Annotated in this window: 16 protein-coding genes; 9 read left to right on the forward strand and 7 right to left on the reverse strand. The window is 70.6% G+C overall.

The annotated features are described in order from the left end of the window. Positions 1-186: 186 nt before the first annotated feature. The 4 genes from pdhA to CLV40_RS37240 all read left to right on the forward strand — a co-directional run bounded on the left by pdhA (position 187) and on the right by CLV40_RS37240 (position 4,799). Positions 187-1,392 carry a pyruvate dehydrogenase (acetyl-transferring) E1 component subunit alpha gene (gene pdhA / locus CLV40_RS13735; RefSeq protein ID WP_104479260.1) on the forward strand — a complete coding sequence of 402 codons (1,206 nt, stop codon included), beginning with the start codon at positions 187-189 and terminating at the stop codon, positions 1,390-1,392. Continuing rightward, positions 1,392-2,417: an alpha-ketoacid dehydrogenase subunit beta gene (locus CLV40_RS13740; RefSeq protein ID WP_104479261.1), complete on the forward strand. Its 1,026-nt coding sequence runs from the start codon at positions 1,392-1,394 to the stop codon at positions 2,415-2,417. Before pdhA ends, CLV40_RS13740 begins: the two co-directional genes overlap by 1 nt. A 3-nt stretch (positions 2,418-2,420) precedes the next feature. After that, positions 2,421-3,860, forward strand: a complete 1,440-nt coding sequence (locus tag CLV40_RS13745) for a dihydrolipoamide acetyltransferase family protein (RefSeq protein ID WP_104479262.1) — start codon at positions 2,421-2,423, stop codon at positions 3,858-3,860. Positions 3,861-4,466: 606 nt separating this feature from the next. Next, on the forward strand, positions 4,467-4,799 hold the full coding sequence (locus CLV40_RS37240; RefSeq protein ID WP_146108028.1) for a hypothetical protein: 333 nt from the start codon (positions 4,467-4,469) through the stop codon (positions 4,797-4,799). Here the strand turns inward: CLV40_RS37240 and CLV40_RS13755 are convergent. Continuing rightward, on the reverse strand, positions 4,788-5,429 hold the full coding sequence (locus CLV40_RS13755) for a hypothetical protein (protein ID WP_146108029.1): 642 nt from the start codon (positions 5,427-5,429) through the stop codon (positions 4,788-4,790). The two genes, CLV40_RS37240 and CLV40_RS13755, sit on opposite strands and share 12 nt — an antisense overlap. 111 nt (positions 5,430-5,540) lie before the next feature. Next, a complete protein-coding gene (locus tag CLV40_RS13760; RefSeq protein ID WP_104479265.1) occupies positions 5,541-6,161 on the reverse strand; it encodes an SCP2 sterol-binding domain-containing protein in 621 nt (206 codons plus the stop codon). Between the two features lie 82 nt (positions 6,162-6,243). Here CLV40_RS13760 and CLV40_RS13765 point away from each other — a divergent pair, with 82 nt between their 5' ends. Beyond that, a complete protein-coding gene (locus CLV40_RS13765; RefSeq protein WP_104479266.1) occupies positions 6,244-6,900 on the forward strand; it encodes a TetR/AcrR family transcriptional regulator in 657 nt (218 codons plus the stop codon). 66 nt (positions 6,901-6,966) lie between these two features. Here the strand turns inward: CLV40_RS13765 and CLV40_RS13770 are convergent, their stop codons facing one another. Genes CLV40_RS13770 through CLV40_RS13780 form a run of 3 tightly spaced genes read right to left on the reverse strand, consistent with a single transcriptional unit; the run spans position 6,967 to position 9,630 of the window. After that, on the reverse strand, positions 6,967-7,482 hold the full coding sequence (locus CLV40_RS13770) for a DinB family protein (protein WP_104479267.1): 516 nt from the start codon (positions 7,480-7,482) through the stop codon (positions 6,967-6,969). A gap of 10 nt (positions 7,483-7,492) precedes the next feature. Next, positions 7,493-8,314: a MaoC/PaaZ C-terminal domain-containing protein gene (locus CLV40_RS13775; protein WP_104479268.1), complete on the reverse strand. Its 822-nt coding sequence runs from the start codon at positions 8,312-8,314 to the stop codon at positions 7,493-7,495. After that, a complete protein-coding gene (locus CLV40_RS13780) occupies positions 8,314-9,630 on the reverse strand; it encodes a 3-oxoacyl-ACP reductase (RefSeq protein WP_104479269.1) in 1,317 nt (438 codons plus the stop codon). The genes CLV40_RS13775 and CLV40_RS13780 overlap by 1 nt, the downstream gene beginning before the upstream one ends. A 75-nt stretch (positions 9,631-9,705) precedes the next feature. On the opposite strand from CLV40_RS13780, the gene CLV40_RS13785 reads away from it, so the two are divergent. From CLV40_RS13785 to CLV40_RS13795, 4 genes are all read left to right on the forward strand, one after another. After that, complete coding sequence (locus CLV40_RS13785) at positions 9,706-10,977, forward strand: acetyl-CoA C-acetyltransferase (RefSeq protein ID WP_104479270.1); 1,272 nt, start codon at positions 9,706-9,708, stop codon at positions 10,975-10,977. A 147-nt stretch (positions 10,978-11,124) separates the two neighbouring features. Beyond that, positions 11,125-12,318, forward strand: coding sequence for an ATP-binding protein (locus CLV40_RS13790; protein WP_104479271.1), 1,194 nt, complete (start codon positions 11,125-11,127; stop codon positions 12,316-12,318). Between the two features lie 278 nt (positions 12,319-12,596). Beyond that, a complete protein-coding gene (locus CLV40_RS37980) occupies positions 12,597-12,740 on the forward strand; it encodes a hypothetical protein (RefSeq protein WP_181043487.1) in 144 nt (47 codons plus the stop codon). 641 nt (positions 12,741-13,381) lie between these two features. Further along, positions 13,382-13,705 carry a hypothetical protein gene (locus tag CLV40_RS13795; RefSeq protein WP_146108030.1) on the forward strand — a complete coding sequence of 108 codons (324 nt, stop codon included), beginning with the start codon at positions 13,382-13,384 and terminating at the stop codon, positions 13,703-13,705. A gap of 75 nt (positions 13,706-13,780) precedes the next feature. Here the strand turns inward: CLV40_RS13795 and mctP are convergent, their stop codons facing one another. Together mctP and CLV40_RS13805 are read right to left on the reverse strand one after the other, a co-directional pair. Continuing rightward, on the reverse strand, positions 13,781-15,415 hold the full coding sequence (gene mctP / locus CLV40_RS13800) for a monocarboxylate uptake permease MctP (RefSeq protein WP_104479273.1): 1,635 nt from the start codon (positions 15,413-15,415) through the stop codon (positions 13,781-13,783). Next, positions 15,412-15,684 (reverse strand): DUF3311 domain-containing protein, encoded by a 273-nt coding sequence (locus tag CLV40_RS13805; protein ID WP_104479274.1) that lies wholly within the window; start codon positions 15,682-15,684, stop codon positions 15,412-15,414. Before CLV40_RS13805 ends, mctP begins: the two co-directional genes overlap by 4 nt. Positions 15,685-15,954: the final 270 nt, after the last annotated feature.

A 15,954-nucleotide genomic window follows, 5' to 3' on the forward strand; every position in this document is an offset into this window, starting at 1 on the left:
CCCCTGTGGACAACTTTGGGCGTCCGCGGGCGCACTGCGGCAGGCTCCGCCGTGTCAGGATGTGAGAAGAACGCCGTCAGCGCCGACGGTGGCCAGCGCCCCTACCCAACGGCGGTGGAAACCGGCGGCGCGGCCGTATGCCGTCGCCACGAGCGGCTGCGCGGCACAGACACGAGGAGAACGCGCATGTCGTCCCCAGAACAGTGGACGCACCCGGAGCCCCGGGAAGGCCCCGCCGCCACGGCCGCCGCGCCCACGTCAGAGCAGGTGATCGCGGGATTGCGGGCGACCAGTGAGGGCGGCCCGGAGCTGGTGCAGCTCCTGACGCCGGAAGGCGAGCGGGTCGAGAACCCGGAGTTCGACCGCTACGTCGCCGACGTGACCGCGGACGACCTGCGGTCGCTCTACCGCGACATGGTCCTGGTCCGCCGCGCCGACCGCGAGGGCAACGCCCTGCAGCGGCAGGGGCAGCTGGGCATCTGGGTGCCGCTGCTCGGCCAGGAGGCCGCGCAGGTCGGCGCCGGGCGCGCGCTGCGCGACACCGACATGGTGTTCCCCAGCTACCGCGAGCACGGCGTGGCCTGGTGCCGCGGCATCAGCCCCAAGGACATCCTCGGCATCTTCCGCGGCACCGACCACGGCAGCTGGGACTCCACCGCCAAGCGCTTCCACCCGTACACGATCGTCATCGGCAACCAGGTGCTCAACGCCGCCGGGTACGCGATGGGCCAGCGGTTCGAGGGCAAGGTGGGCGACGCCGACGGCGAGGCCACCATGGTCTTCTTCGGCGACGGCGCCACCAGCCAGGGCGACGTGCACGAGGGTTTCGTGTGGGCGGCGGTCTACGACGCGCCGCTGGTGTTCTTCTGCCAGAACAACCAGTGGGCCATCTCCGAGCCGACCGAGCGCCAGTCCCGGCTCCCGCTCTACCAGCGCGCCCGCGGGTACGGCTTCCCCGGCGTGCGGGTCGACGGCAACGACGTGCTGGCCAGCCTCGCGGTGTCGCGCTGGGCGCTCGACGAGTGCAGGCACGGCAACGGCCCGGTGTTGATCGAGGCGTTCACGTACCGCATGGACGCGCACACCACCACCGACGACCCCACCCGCTACCGGCACTCCGACGAGTTGGAGGCGTGGAAGCTCAAGGACCCGATCGAGCGCGTCCGGGTCAACCTCGTCCGGCACGGCCACGCCGACCAGGACTTCTTCGACTCGGTCCAGGCCGAGGCCGACGAACTCGCGGCCGACCTGCGGGACTTCTGCTTCAGCATGCCCCAGCCCCCCACGAGCCAGATCTTCGACCACGTGTACGCCGAGGCCAGCCCGGTCCTCGACGCGCAGCGCGACGCGTTCCTGGCCTACCACGCCGACTTCGCCGGAGGTGAGCACTGATGGCCGCGCCCGTGATCAACAAGTCCACCCCGGCCTCGTCCGTCCAGTCCCTGACCCTCGGCAAGGCGCTCAACCTCGGTCTGCGCACCGCGATGGAGGCCGACCCCAAGGTCATCGTCATGGGCGAGGACGTGGGCAAGCTCGGCGGCGTCTTCCGAATCACCGACGGCCTGCAGAAGGACTTCGGCGAGCACCGCGTGCTCGACACCCCGCTGGCCGAGTCCGGCATCATCGGCACCGCGGTCGGCCTGGCCGTGCGCGGGTTCCGGCCGGTGTGCGAGATCCAGTTCGACGGGTTCATCTTCCCCGGCTTCGACCAGATCGTCTCCCAGGTCGCCAAGCTGCACATGCGCACCCAGGGCCGGGTCAAGGTGCCGCTGGTCATCCGGGTGCCCTTCGGCGGCGGCATCGGCGCGGTCGAGCACCACTCGGAGTCCCCGGAGTCGTACTTCGCGCACACCGCGGGCCTGAAGGTCGTCGCCTGCTCCAACGCGGTCGACGCCTACTGGATGATCCAGCAGGCGATCCAGTGCGACGACCCCGTGCTGTTCTTCGAACCGAAGCGCTACTACCACTCGGGCTTCATGAAGGCCGAGATCGACACCGAGGCCACCCCGGAGCCGCTGTTCGCGTCCCGGGTCGTGCGCCAGGGCAGCACCGCGACGCTGGTGGCCTACGGGCCGTCGGTGAAGGTCGCGCTGGACGCGGCCACCGCCGCCGAGGAGGACGGGCACTCGCTCGAGGTCATCGACCTGCGCGCGCTGTCCCCGCTGGACCTGGCGCCGGTGTTCGAGTCGGTGCGCCGCACCGGTCGGCTGGTCGTGGTCAGCGAGGCGCCGTCGGAGGCGTCGCTGACCTCGGAGATCGCCGCCCGGGTGCAGCAGGAGTGCTTCTACTCGCTGGAAGCGCCGGTGCTGCGGGTGACCGGCTTCGACACGCCGTACCCGCCCGCCAAGTTGGAGGAGGAGTTCCTCCCCGACCTGGACCGGGTGCTGGACGCCGTCGACCGATCCCTGGCGTGGTGAGCGATGCCTGAGTACAAGAGCTTCCCGCTGCCGGACACCGCGGAGGGGCTGACCGAGGCCGAGATCCTGAGCTGGCACGTGCGGCCGGGCGACGCGGTCACGGTCAACCAGATCATCGTGGAGATCGAGACGGCGAAGGCGGCCGTGGAGCTGCCCTGCCCGTGGGCGGGTGTGGTCACGGAGCTGCACGTCCAGCCGGGGCAGACGGTGGACGTCGGCACGCCGATCCTGACGATCGACGTCGATCCGGGTGGCGCGGCCGCGCCGACCCCGGCCCCGGCCGCCGCCAAGCCCGCCGCGGTCGAGGCACCCGCCGAGGAGGAGATGAAGCCGCTGGTCGGCTACGGCTCCAAGGCGGTCACGGCCAAGCGCCGCGCCCGCAAGGGCGGCGCCCCGGCTTCGGCTCCCGCCGCAGCCCCGGCCGCCGCGGTCTCCGCGCCTGCGGTCTCGGTGCCCGCGGTCCCGGCTCCCGCAGTCCCGGTGCCCACGGCCCCGGCGAACGGGACGCCGCTGCCCCAGCGCTCGGCGGTGCCGGACTCCCCGGCGGCCCTGCTCGACCCACCGGGCGGGTACGTGCCCCTGGCCAAACCGCCGGTCCGCAAGCTGGCCAAGGACCTCGGCGTCGACCTGCGCGCGTTGGCAGGCACGGGCGACCAGGGCGTCATCACCCGCGCCGACGTCGAACGAGCCGCAGCAGGCACCGCGGAAGCCACCCCGGCAGCGGCCCCGGTCCAGGTACCGGGCGCCCGGGAACGCCGCGTCCCGATCAAGGGCGTCCGCAAGGTCACCGCGCAAGCCATGGTCAGCAGCGCCTTCACCGCGCCGCACGTCACCGAGTTCCTGACGGTCGACGTGACCCCGATGATGGAGCTGCGCGCCAAGCTCAAGGACCACCCCCGCTTCCGCGGCGTCCGCCTCACCCCCCTGGCGTTCTGCGCCAAGGCGGTCACCTTGGCCGCCCAACGCACCCCGGAGATCAACAGCTCCTGGGACGAAGCGGCCCAGGAGATCGTCTTCAAGGACTACGTGCACCTCGGCATCGCGGCCGCCACCCCGCGCGGCCTGATCGTGCCCAAGGTCCGCGACGCCGAAACCCTGTCCCTGCGCGACCTGGCCATCGCCCTGGACACCCTGACCACCACCGCCCGCGACGGCAAGACCCCACCCGCCGACATGGTCAACGGCACCTTCACCATCACCAACATCGGCGTCTTCGGCATCGACACCGGCACCCCCATCATCAACCCGGGTGAGTCGGCGATCCTGGCCTTCGGCGCCATCCGCGACACCCCCTGGGTGGTGGACGGCGAAATCAAGATCCGCAAGGTCTGCCAACTGGCCCTCAGCTTCGACCACCGCCTGGTCGACGGCCAACAGGGCTCGGAGTTCCTGGCCGAAGTCGGCACCCTCCTCGCCGACCCGTCCTTCGCCATCACCTACTAGCAGCCACACCCAGGAACGCCCGGCCGAACACCCCGGCCGGGCGTTTCGCATCCCTGCCCGAGTTCCGTTCCACCCGGTACTCGCGATGAGCACGCACGCGGCACCACCGCGAAAACCGGTTCACGTCCCCGCTCCCTGCCGAGTTGCTTCCAAGCTGGACGCGGCCCCGAAAGCCGTAATGACCTCGCCGCGCCGTTCAACTCATCCATGGACGTGTCTTGCAGGACGAGTGCGGCGGGGTGAGCGAGTGCGGCGGCGCAGAGTGGCTCAGGTGGTCTTCTTGTGCTGCTTGTCCCAGTTCCTCACCGCGTGCCCGTCAGGCCCGTCCACAGCTCTGGGCCGCGGCGCGCTGATGCTCGCCATTCCCTTGCTGGGCCTTACCCTCGCCATCATGGACGCCGTCGAGGCGGCCCGAAGAACTTGGGCCCGCAGCAAAGCAGCCTGGTCACGACGAGTACCGGCGTTGGTCCGCGGGCTGGGCTACCTGTACGGCCCACTTGGGCAACGCCCCGCGCCGCTGCGGGAGTCCTCCGCGCTCCGACTCGCGAGCGCTCAGATCGGCGAGGCCGTGCACCACGTCCAGGAATCACGGAAGGCCGCGGCACGATGACGCAGAGCGAGGCGGCAGGCGAAATCCAGGCCTACGCCGACAGCGATGGCGACACCCGCAGACTGGTCGAGAATCAACTCGACCGCGTGCACTGGCAGACCAGGCAGCAGTACTTCCTCCAGTGGGCAGGTTTGATCTTCGGCTTCCTGATCACCTGGCTTTCCTGGCCGGTGCCACGTACCTCATCCAGAGCGGGCACGACGTCGCCGGAACGATCCTGGGTTCGGTGGACCTGGTCGCACTGGTCACCGTCTTCGTCATCGGCCGGAAGGCTTCGCCTGGTCCGACAGGCGGGCAGTGACGACCCCGGGTTGAGGTCAACCGGTTGAGGCGAGGATGGAGAGGCCGTCTTGGAGGGCGCGTTTGGTGGCGGTCAGGCCGTCTTCGTCGATCATGTCTCGGAGGCAGCGGCAGTCGGCGAGGTCGCGGGGGGCGGTGGCGCAGACGTGGACGCCCAGGACGCGGAGGGTGGTGATCAGGTGGGTGGTGTCCGGGGTGCCCGCGCCGACTTCGGTGAGGCGGCGGGTGATCTGGCCCGCGACCGTCCTGGCCACCGCCGCGTTGCCGGGGACCGCCGTGTCCAGCAGGCGTTCCAGTAGTTCTCGGCTCTGGTCGTCGGCGCTGGCCAGGCTGCGGGCCAGTTGGGCGAAGCGCGTGCAGGCCGCGGCCGGTTCGGCGGACAGCAGGGCGGTCCAGGTGTCGTCGTCGACGGCGAAGCGGGCGCGGGTGGCGATCGCGGCCTGCCAGTGCGGTGTGGCGATGCGGCCGCCTTCGGTGCGGGTCGCCGCGCGCATGGGTACGGGGCGGGTCCTCGACTGCTGCGCGGGTACGACCGCCGCCGATCGCCTGCGGAAGAACCTGCCGAGCAGCGCGTGCTCGGGGCAGCGCTGACCGCGCCGCCGCACCGGAGTACGGCAGCGCGTGCCGTCCGGTGTCTTCCTGCTCCCGCAGACCGCCACAGGCCACATGGTGCAGACCCGGCGGGTGGCTGTCACCCGCCGTGCCCCGATCAGGCGAGCGGGCGGCGGCACATCCTCCCCACTCGGCATGCTTTGTCCGAAAAGTGCGGGTCAGCGGCCGGGGAGGTCGAAGTGCGCGATGAGCGTCGCCGCGAACGGCAGGTCGCCCTTGACCCTGACCTTCCCGGTGAGGAACAGCAGGGGCAGGTTGACCTCGCCGGTGAGCGCGCGGAGGAAGTCGGTCGGCGCGAGGGTGATCGTGACGCGGGGGTCGGCGGTGGGGGACCGCCCCGAGGTGCAGGTGCCGTGGTCGATGACGGTTTCGAACCGGTCCTCGACGGCGCCGGTGAACCGCCAGTGGATGACGGCGCGCAGGGTGGCGGTCCGGGTCGGGTCCAGGTGGTCGGACATGCGGCGGAAGACCTCGGTGAACACGACCTGCCGCAGCGCGGGGTGGGCGGTCAGCGCGTCGAGGTGCGCGGGGGTGGTGCGGCGCAGGAACCGGAGGAAGGTGTCGGTGCGCATGGTCGCCAGGTCGACGCCCGCGCGCGCCCGGCCCAGCGTGTCCAGGACCTCCACCAGGCGGACGAACTCGTCCGGGGTGAGCCGCGCCGGGTCGACCGCGTCGGCGAAGGCGTCGAGGTTCACGCGCGCACCCGGATCCCGCCACGGGCCGGGTGTGTGGCCGATAGCATCGTCGGCGGTGTCCGGCGGGCGATCGGATTCCGTCATGCACACCTCCCGAACCTACCGCCGAGTAGGCTACGGGCGGGTAGGTCGGTAGGCAAGAGGGGTCAACGAGCGGAGGTCCGGCGTGAGCGTCGACGAGCGGAGTCGGCCGACACGCGCGAAGCGGCTGCCCCGGGAGGTCCGCGAGCGCCAGATCCTCGACGCCGCCGTCCGGGTGTTCTCCCAGCACGGCTACCACAACGCGTCGATGGACGAGATCTCCGACGTCGCGGGCGTCTCCAAGCCGATGATCTACGCCTACCTGGGGCACAAGGAAGACCTCTTCGCCGCCTGCATCCGCCGCGAGGCGACCCTGCTGATGGAGGCCATCGCGGGCGGCGTCCGCGCGGAACTGCCACCGGACATGCAGCTCTGGCACGGCCTGCGCGCGTTCTTCCGCTTCGTCGGCGCCCAGCGCGAGAGCTGGCGCGTCCTGCACCGCCAGGCCATCTCCCAGGGCGGCCCCTTCAGCGACGAACTGCTGGCCATGCGCAACCGCGCCATCACCCTCGTCGACGCCCTCCTGGTCCGCTCGGCCACCAGCCGCGGCCTGGACGAGACCGCCCGCAAGTCCACCGAGGCCCTGGCCGCCGCCCTGGTCGGCGCGGGCGAATCCCTGGCCGATTGGTGGCTGGACCACCCGGACGTCCCGGAGAAGGTCGTCGCCTCCTGGCTGATGAACCTGGTCTGGATGGGCCTCGGCGACCTCGTCGACGGCTCGGTCTGGACACCGTCCGAGTAGCCCCCGGCCCGCGCCGAGCTCGATCACGACGCGCTCCGGGTCGCCCGCGTAGTCGAACTGGCCGAACTAGCGGTGGGCGTAGAGGTCGCGGAGGAGCGCGACTTCGGCGCCGTGGTGGATGGCTTCCCGGTTGATGTGCAGGACCAAGGTGGCCAAGGGATATTCGGCGTGGGCGCCTTCGGCTGGGCCGCAGGGCTTGGCGAGGTCCGCTTCGGCCAGGCCCCGGACACCGGTGATCCAGTGCGTGTAGGCCTCGTCCAGTTGGGTCAGGGCGCCTTCGGCGGTTCCCGAGTACGGGTGGGTGTTCGGGTCGAACGGGGGTCCGTCGAAGTGGTTGGCGGCGCGGTAGGCGAAGACGCCGACGAGGTGGCCCAGGCGCCAGGCGATGGTGGTCACCGGGGGTGGGGTGGGCGGGTTGGGGTCCCAGTCGATGGCGTAGCCCGAGCCCGAGGGGCGGACCGACCACATGTCGGGGACCGGTTCCCACAGGTACTCGTGGTCGTCGAGGCCGGTCAGGCGGGGGAGGAACTGGTTGGTCCAGTGCCATTCGAGCTGGTCGACCAAGTGCTGTGCCCAGTCCATGGTCTCGGCCCTAGGCGTGGTCCGGGGCGCCCGCAGCGGTGATCGTGCCCGTCAGGTGCGGCTTGCCGCCGCGGAGGCCGTGCACGGTGAACTCCGTGCCGTCGGTGTGGAAGCCGACGCGGTTGGGGAGGAACAGGGGGAGTTTGAACCGCACGTCGACGGTGAAGGTGTGGGCGAGTCGGCCCTCGAAGGCGGCCAGGCAGCGGGCTTTGGTCCACATGCCGTGGGCGATGGCGCGGCGGAAACCGAAGAGGCGGGCGGTGAGGCGGTGCAGGTGGATCGGGTTGCGGTCGCCGGAGACTTCCGCGTACCGGCGGCCGGTGTCGCCGGGGACGTGCCAGGTCGCGGTCGGTTCGGGAGGGGTTTCGCCGCTTGGACCGCTCGACCCGCCGCCGGGCGATCGGCGCAGGTAGGTGCTGGTGTCGTTCCAGACAGCCTCGCCTCGCACGAACACCTCGGTGATGACGTCGAACTGGCTGCCCCTGGGGTGTGCGCGCAGGTTCGCCACGCGCACCCGCAAGTCCAGTGGTTCGTCGACGCGCACGGGGCGGTGTTGGGTGATGCGGTTGGCGATGTGCACCGAACCGATCAGCGGGAACGGGAAGTCGCGGTCGGTCATCAGCTTGACCTGCAAGGGGAATCCGAGCACGTGCGGGTACGTGGCGGGGAGTTCGTCGCTCAGCCGGAAGCAGCAGACGCGCGCGTAGTCGGCGAGGTGTTCGGGGTCGACGCGCACGCGGTGCAGCTCGTATGACCTGTCCGGTAACTCACCGCCCTTCTTGGTGAATCCCATAAGAGCGGCCTTCACGAACAACGGCGCTAACCCGCTCATCACGCCCCCAACAGGCTCTGACCGCACACCCGCACAATGTTGCCGTTGACACCGCTCGATGCCGGGTTGGCGTACCACGCAATGGTTTCCGCGACGTCCACCGGTAGACCGCCCTGCGCCAGGCTGTTCATCCGACGACCGGCCTCGCGCACAAAAAATGGCACCGCAGCGGTCATTTTCGTCTCGATGAACCCCGGCGCGACCGCGTTGACCGTCCCACCGCGCTCGGCGAGGAGTGGCGCGTAGGCCTCGACCATGCCGATGACACCTGCCTTGCTGGTGCCGTAGTTCGTCTGACCGGTATTGCCCGCGATACCCGCGATCGACGACACACCAACGATTCGTCCACCGTCGCGGATGGCGTTTTCGGCCAAGAGGGCGTCGTTGACGCGTAGTTGGCTGGCGAGGTTCACCGCGATCACGGCGTCCCACGCGGATTCCTTCATGTTGACCAGCTTCTTGTCCCGCGTGATCCCGGCGTTGTGCACGACGATGTCGACGCCGTCGTGGCGGGTGCGGAGGTGGTCGACGAGCCGGGTGGGCGCGTCGGCGGCGGTGATGTCGAGTTGCAGCGTCGACCCGCCGACCCGGTTGGCCACCGCGGCGAGGTCGGCGCCCTGCGCCGGGACGTCGAGGGCGACCACGTGCGCGCCGTCGCGGGCGAGCACGTCGGCGATGGCCGCGCCGATGCCCCGGGACGCGCCGGTGACCAGGGCGACCTTGCCCGCGAGCGGCCGGTCCCAGTCGTCCGGCGCGGTCGCGGGGCCGCCGCCGACCCGGATGACCTGGGCGTCGACGTAGGCCGACTTGCCGGAGAGCAGGAAGCGGACGGTCGACTCGACCCGGTCCTCGGCACCTGGCTCGACCAGCACGAGGTGGGCCGTCGAACCGCGGACCAGCTCCTTGCCGAGCGAGCGGACGAACCCTTCGAGCGCGCGCTGGGCGACGCGGCCGGTGGCCCCCTCGGGCGGGGTGCCGAAGATGACCACGCGACCGCAGCGACCGAGGCCGCGCAGAACGGGGTGGAAGAAGTCGTAGAGCGCGCGGAGGTCTTCGGGGACGTCGATGCCGGTCGCGTCGAAGACCAGGGCGGCGTTGGTGTCCCCGCCGCCGGTGTCGACGCCCGCGGTCTTGAGGACGCGCGCGAGCTGGTCGGCGAGCCTGCCGCCGGGCGCGGCGCCGAGCAGCGCGGGGCCGTCGAGCAGCGGGTCACCGGGCCGGTGGCGGCGCAGCGGGGTCGGGTTCGGCAGGCCGAGGCGCTTGACCAGCTGCCGCCCGAAGCCGGAGTTGGTGAACCGCTGGTACCGGTCGGTCATCCGCGTCCCCTTCCACCCGCATCTAACTTACTGGAGAGTAGGTTAGACTGCCACCGCACACCCCGGGAGGTTGGCATGGCACCCAGTCACGTGCGCCGAGTGGCGGTCATCGGCGGGAACCGCATCCCGTTCGCCCGGTCGGGCGGCCCGTACGCGAACGCGTCCAACCAGGACATGTTCACCGCCGCGCTCAACGGCCTCGTCGCCAGGTTCGGGCTCAGCGGCAGGCGGCTCGGCGAGGTCGCGGCCGGGGCGGTCCTCAAGCACAGCCGGGACTTCAACCTCGCGCGCGAGTGCGTGCTGGGCAGCGAGCTATCGGCGGAGACGCCCGCCTACGACGTGCAGCAGGCGTGCGGCACGGGGTTGCAGGCCATCGTCCAGGTGGCGAACAAGATCGCCCTCGGCCAGCTCGACGCAGGCATCGCGGGCGGCGTCGACACGACCAGCGACGCGCCCCTGCAGGTGAACGACGACCTCCGACGGATCCTGATCCGGCTCAACGGTGCCCGGACGCTCGGCGCTCGGCTGGGTTTGCTGGCGAAGTTGCGACCGGGCCACATCGTCCCCGAGATCCCGCGCAACGCCGAACCGCGCACGGGCCTGTCCATGGGCGAACACGCGGCGATCACCGCCCAGCGCTGGGGGATCTCCCGCGAAGCCCAGGACGAGCTGGCGGCGGCGAGCCACCAGAAGCTCGCGGCTGCCTACGACCGCGGCTTCTTCGACGACCTGGTCACCTCGTTCCAGGGCCTGACCCGCGACCAGAACCTCCGCCCCGACTCGACCGCCGACAAGCTGGCCAAGCTGAAGCCCGCCTTCGGCGACACCATGACGGCGGGCAACTCCACCCCGCTCTCCGACGGCGCGTCGGCGGTGCTGCTGTCGACCGAGGAATGGGCCGCGTCCCGACGGCTGCCGGTGCTGGCCTACCTGACCTTCACCGAGACGGCGGCGGTGGACTACGTGCAGGGCGAGGAGGGCCTGCTCATGGCCCCGGCCTACGCCGTCCCCCGGATGTTGAGCCGCGCGGGCCTGACGTTGTCGGACTTCGACTTCTACGAGATCCACGAGGCCTTCGCGTCCCAGGTCCTCGCCACCCTGGCCGCCTGGGAAGACGCCGACTTCGCGAAGGACCGCCTTGGCCTGCCCGAACCCCTCGGCCCCATCGACCGCCGCCGCCTCAACGTCAACGGCTCCTCCCTCGCCGCGGGCCACCCCTTCGCCGCGACCGGCGGCCGGATCGTCGCGACCCTGGCCAAGCTCCTGCACGAACGCGGCTCCGGCCGGGGCCTGATCTCGATCTGCGCCGCGGGCGGCCAAGGGGTGACGGCGATCTTGGAGAAGTAGCGCGGTCTATCTATCTATACTCTCTCAACTAGAGAGCCGTAGAAGCCTGTCGACTCGCGATCGACCGGGTCCCGGTGTGAACGGCCGGGGCGGAACACGCCTGGGGAAATATGGGGGATGGGCTAGAGAGGGGGATACGGTCCGATCGTGGACCCCGTGCGGAATCCGTTCGCGCCCGGAGCGGGGCAGCGCCCGCCCGAGTTGGCGGGGCGGGAGAAGGAGCTTCGGGCGTTCGAGGTCGTCCTGGAGCGGGTGGCCCGGGGACGACCGGAGCGGAGCCTCGTGCTGACCGGGCTGCGGGGTGTCGGCAAGACGGTCCTGCTGGGTGAGCTGCGGTCGATGGCGGTCCGGCGGGGGTGGGGCGCCGGGAAGATCGAGGCGCGGCCGGAGTCGGACCTGCGGCGGCCGCTCTCCGCCGCCCTGCACCGGGCGATCCGGGACCTGGCCGTGCGACACCGGGCACCCGAGCGGGTCGAGCAGGTGCTGGGGACCTTGAAGGCCTTCGCGCTCAAGGCGAACCCCGACGGGGCCAAGCTGCGGGACCGGTGGCAGCCGGGCATCGACGTGCCCGCGACCCAGGGGCGGGCCGACTCCGGGGACATCGAGATCGACCTGGTCGAACTGTTCACCGACGTCGCCGAGCTGGCCCAGGACGTCGGCACCGGGGTGGCCGTGCTGATCGACGAGATGCAGGACATCGGCGCCGACGACATCTCCGCGCTGTGCGCCGCGTGCCACGAGCTGTCCCAGTCCGGCGCGCCCCTGGTCGTCGTGGGGGCCGGGCTGCCGCACCTGCCCGCGCTGCTGTCGGCGAGCAAGTCGTACTCCGAGCGGCTCTTCCGCTACGTGCGCATCGACCGCCTCGACCGGGAGGACGCCGACCAGGCCGTCCTCGTCCCGGTCGACCGCGAGCAGGCCGGGATCACCCGGGAAGCCCTCGACGCGCTGTTCGAGCGGTCCGGCGGGTACCCGTACTTCATCCAGGCCTTCGGCAAGGCCGCCTGGGACGCGGCGGCCGCGGACCCGATCACGGTCGAGGACGTCGCGGTCGCCGCGCCCGAGGCCGAGGCGGAGCTGGCGGTGGGGTTCTTCGGGTCGCGGTACGAGCGGGCGACGCCAGCCGAGCGGGAGTACCTGCGGGCCATGGCCGAGCTGACCGCGGGCAAGGACGAGGGCGCGGCCACCGCGGACGTCGCCGCCCACCTGGGCCGCAAGCCGTCGTCGCTCTCGCCCGCGCGGGACAGCCTGATCAAGAAGGGCCTGGTCTACGCCGCGGAGCGCGGCCGGATCGCCTTCACCGTGCCGCACTTCGGCCGATATCTGCTGGGTATGGACGAGTAGGCCGTTCTCGGGCCCGATAGACCTCTCTAGCGAAATCTGTAGATACCGCTAGCCCGGCATAGTGCTTCCGACCCTGTCCGCTTGCCCGTTGTGCCCTGTTCGGCCGATCACACCCAACCGGACAGCATCCGGTGAGGTCCCGGTCACTGCCGACGATTCATCGGCATGTGCGCCAGTTCACCGGACAAACGCGTGCATTCTCCAGGTCAGAGGCGCATACTTGAGTCATGCCCGCCCAGCCAGGACGGTGCAGCAAGACCAAGAGGGGAAGCAGGACCATGAACGTCACCGCCAGGATCCGTGCCCGCCGCGCCGAGGCCCGCACTCGCAAGGCGGTCAACCGCGCCATCGACCAGGCCGCCACGCCCGCGATGCGCCACGAACTCATCTCCCTCGCCCAGGCGCAGAACGTCTGGCGCTGACTCGAGACCGGATCCGCGACGTGATGCAGGGCACATTTCGGATCCGTGTAACACCACCGGGACGACGCACGATGTTCCGGTTGACCCCGTAGTGCTGGCGGACCCCCGACCTGGCAGCACTACGGGGTTTCTTCATGCCCGGACCCGCCCCGGGCGACCGGTGGTCACCGGAGCGCGACGAACGGCGACCACCCGGTTCAGCGCGGCCGTCCACCCGTCCACCCGTTCACCGGGTCGCCGCGCACCGCGCCCGGCCACCTCGCGCGGACTGCGCCAATCGACTGAAACGGACAGCTCGGACACGCGCGCCCTGCGTCACACCGGCGGGCGGCGGTCGGACCGGCGGACTGGACCGAACGGGCCGCCACTACTCCACCCGTTCAGTTCTACAGCCGATCGATGGTGGTCGTCGTAGGCCATCCGTCGTAGCGGTGGGTCATAGAGTCACCCGTTAGGTGAGGGGGGTCACAGGGGTGCCGCTCACCGACGAACACGTTCCGCTTATCGTCTACTACCCAGTAGTTACCTACCTGGCAACACGCGAGGAGGAAACTGATCAGTAGTCGCGAGTGGCGCGCTCCGCGGCGCTAGGAATCCCCCCGCACTACCCAGCGGTACACGAGGAGCTCGACACTTTGGCCGTGACAGGAACGGAGTCCGTGCGCACGGAACACCGCCGCACCCTGCACCTGACCTTCGAAGAGCCGGAACAACAGCAGCGGCGCGTTCCGGCCGACCCGCCGGTCGCCACCGACCGCCCGGCACCCAGGCTCACCGCGCGCGAACGCACCCTGGTGATCGCCGAGCGCTGGCTCGGTTCGTGGGCGCCGACGCTGCGCCTGGCCCTGCTGCTGGTCGCGAGCGTGGTCGTGGGCCTGGCCCTGATCGCGTGGTTGGCCGGACCGTACCCCGCCGCGGTGACCGCGCTGCTGCTCGTCGGCATCGCGGGTGCCCGGCGCACCTGATTCCCGCGGAGTCTCCGCCCGCGGACCGCGAGGGGCGGGGTCCTCACCAGGACCCCGCCCCTCGCCACGTCCCGACTAGTGCGCCGCCACCGGTTTCAGGTCCGCGTGCCCCTCGTCGACGTGGTAGTCCTCCGGCCTGGTCTCGTCCAGGCCGTTGAACACCCGCATCCGCCGGGCCACCGCGCTGACCGCGACGGCGACGACCAGGTTTGCCACCAGCGCAACGAATCCGACGTAGATCTGCAGCGTCGACCCGCCGAACGGGTGCCACCCGAACAGGTTCAGCTCACCCAGCTTCAGCGCGGACGTGCCGAAGTGCGCGCGCTTCCCATCGGCGCTCGGGATGCCGTAGAGCATCACCATCCCCCAGCCCATGCCCGCGACCCAGCCCGCGACCAGGCCCCACACGTGGAACCAGCGGGTGTAGAGCGCGATGGCGACCGCGGGCAGCGTCTGCAGGATCATCACGCCGCCGATCAGCTGCAGGTCGATGGAGAACTGCGGGTCGATGAACAGCACGAACGCGACCGCACCGAACTTGACGACCAGCGAGGCCAGCTTCGCCTGCCGCGCCTCCTCCCGCGGCGTCGCCCGCTTGCGCAGGAACTCCTTGTAGATGTTGCGGGTCCACAGGTTCGCCGCCGCGATCGACATGATCGCCGCGGGCACCAGGGCGCCGATGCCGATGGCGGCGAAGGCGATCCCGGCGAACCAGGACGGGAACTGCTCGGCGAACAGGTTCGGGATGATCGTGTTCGTGTCCGGGTTGCCGGTGGCGTGGTTGACCAGCGGCTTGGTCCCCGCCGCGATGGCCACGAAACCGAGCAGCGCGAGCAGGCCCAGCAGCAGCGAGTACGCGGGCAGCGCGGACATGTTCCGCTTGATCACGGTCCGGCCGCGCGAGGCCAGCACCCCGGTGAGCGAGTGCGGGTAGAGGAACAGCGCCAGCGCCGACCCCAGCGCCAGGGTGGCGTACTGGAGCTGGTTGTTGCCGTTGAGCAGCAGCCCGTCGCCCGGCGCCGGCGTGGCCTTGAACTTGGCGTCGGCCGCGCCGAAGATCTCCGACCAGCCGCCCAGCTTGATCGGCAGGTAGACCACCGCGACGATGATCACCAGGTAGACCAGGATGTCCTTGACGAAGGCGATCAGCGCGGGCGCGCGCAGCCCGGACTGGTAGGTGTAGAGCGCCAGCACCACGAAGGCGATCAGCAGCGGCAGGTGCCCCAGCGCACCGGACCCGTTGAGCCCCAACGTGCGCAGCACCGCCTCCAGCCCGACGAGCTGCAGCGCGATGTAGGGCATCGTCGCCATGATCCCGGTGATCGCGACGAGCAGCGCCAGCACCGACGAGCCGTAGCGGCCGCGCACGAAGTCGGCAGGGGTCACGTAGCCGCGGGCCCGCGACACCGACCAGATCCGCAGCAGCGGCATGAAGATCAGCGGGTACAGGATCACCGTGTACGGCAGCGCGAAGAACCCGGCGGCACCGGCGCTGAACATCAGCGCGGGCACGGCGACGAAGGTGTACGCGGTGTAGACGTCGCCGCCGATCAGGAACCAGGTGATCCACGAGCCGAACTTGCGCCCGCCCAGGCCCCACTCGTCGAGGTGGTCGAGCGTGCTGCCCGCTTTCCACCGCGCGGCGAAGAAGCCCAGCACCGTCACCACGCCGAACAGCAGCAGGAAGATGACCAGTTCGGTCCACCTCATCGGGCCGCCCCCTCGTCCAGGCTGTCCACGTCCGGTTCGGGCCCGGTCGCCGGGTTGGTCGGCTTGTCCCGCGTTTTGAGGTAGACGGTGACCGTGGCCAGCACGCCGAGCGCGACGCCCGCGAGCTGGAACCAGTAGAAGAACGGTAGGCCGAACAGCGCCGGTCCGGCGCGGTTGAAGATCGGCGTGACCAGCAGCACCAGCGGGACCAGCAGCAGCAGGTTCCACGGGCTCCAGCGGATTCCGGATGTTCGAGCGGGTTGTGCCATCGCGGTGCCTCGCTCTCCGTGACGGGAGTGTTGCCGCGAAACACTAGAGCGAAGGAAAGGCGAAGTCACCCGTTCACCGGGGTCAAAGTCATTTGGCGATTTGTTGGCCGACCGGACTGCCCGATCGCGCGGCGGCGAACCGCCCGAAGGGGTCACGGGCCGCGTCGGGAGTGGACACCAACCCCCTCCCCTTTCAGGATATAGCACACAGGGGGCCTTGTGGCAAGGCTCGATCGTGCCGCAGAATCTCCGGCCGGTGTCAGCGAATGG

It is taken from the genome of Actinokineospora auranticolor (genome assembly GCF_002934265.1).
Lineage (GTDB): Bacteria > Actinomycetota > Actinomycetes > Mycobacteriales > Pseudonocardiaceae > Actinokineospora > Actinokineospora auranticolor.